Origin of the sequence: Pseudomonas sp. SZ57 (assembly GCF_009495975.1) — a bacterium.
In the GTDB taxonomy this organism is placed as follows: domain Bacteria; phylum Pseudomonadota; class Gammaproteobacteria; order Pseudomonadales; family Pseudomonadaceae; genus Aquipseudomonas; species Aquipseudomonas syringae.
In genome coordinates, this window is record NZ_WIBD01000063.1 from 874 (window position 1) to 1,808 (window position 935).

Genomic DNA, 935 nt, shown 5'->3' on the forward strand with positions numbered 1-935 from the left:
TGTGCGGCCAATGAAGAGCTCGACATCGCCCGCGAATCGCTGGACCTGCAAAAACAGAGTGTGTCCCTCAACCAGCGCCTGCGCGATGCCGGGCGTGGCGATGAAACCCAGGTCACTCGTTCGCAGACGCAGTTCAAGTCATTGCGCGCCGAAATGCCCCGTTACGAGGCGCGCCGTCAGGCTGCGATGTTCCGCCTGTCGATGTTGCTGGCCAAACCTGTCGAGCAACTGCCCGCCGGGGTAAGCACCTGCAACCATCTGCCGCAGATTGCGCAGGTCATGCCGGTGGGCGACGGCGCAGCACTGCTCAAACGCCGCCCGGATGTGCGTCAGGCTGAACGCCATCTGGCGATGTCGACTGCCGAGATCGGTGTTGCCACCGGCGAGCTGTATCCGGACATCAGCATCGGCGCGAGCATTGGCACCACCGGCCTGATCGAGAACCTTGGCAAGCCGGCGGCCAATCGCTGGGGCTTCGGGCCGCTGCTGAACTGGACCATTCCGTCCAACGGCTCACGCGCCCGCATCCATCAGGCCGAAGCCTCGGCGCAAGCTGCGCTGGCGCGCTTTGACGGTGTGGTGCTCAATGCCATCCGTGAAACCCAGACCGGTCTGGCGCAATACACCGCCCTGCTCGACCGCCGCGACGCGCTCAGAGAAGCCGAGCAATCCGCCAAGGAAGCGGCTGACCAGACGCACCGCTTCTATCAGGCCGGGCGCGCCTCGTTCCTCGCCGATCTGCAGGCTACGCGCACTTACACCGACGTGCGCGCGCAGATGGCCGAGGCCAACACGCAGGTGGCGATGGGGCAGATCAATCTGTTTCTGGCACTCGGCGGCGGCTGGGAGAAGGATGACGTGGCGCAGCAGTAGGATGGGCGTTCGCCCCGCCATCAGGCGTGGTTCGGATGGATTACGTCGCAATTTGCGTCGTC

1 protein-coding gene is annotated in these 935 nt (G+C 64.8%); it reads left to right on the top strand.

From position 1 onward, the window contains the following. Nucleotides 1–873 (top strand): TolC family protein (locus GE543_RS27590; protein ID WP_256664810.1); only part of this gene is annotated, 873 nt, incomplete at its 5' end. Nucleotides 874–935: the final 62 nt, after the last annotated feature.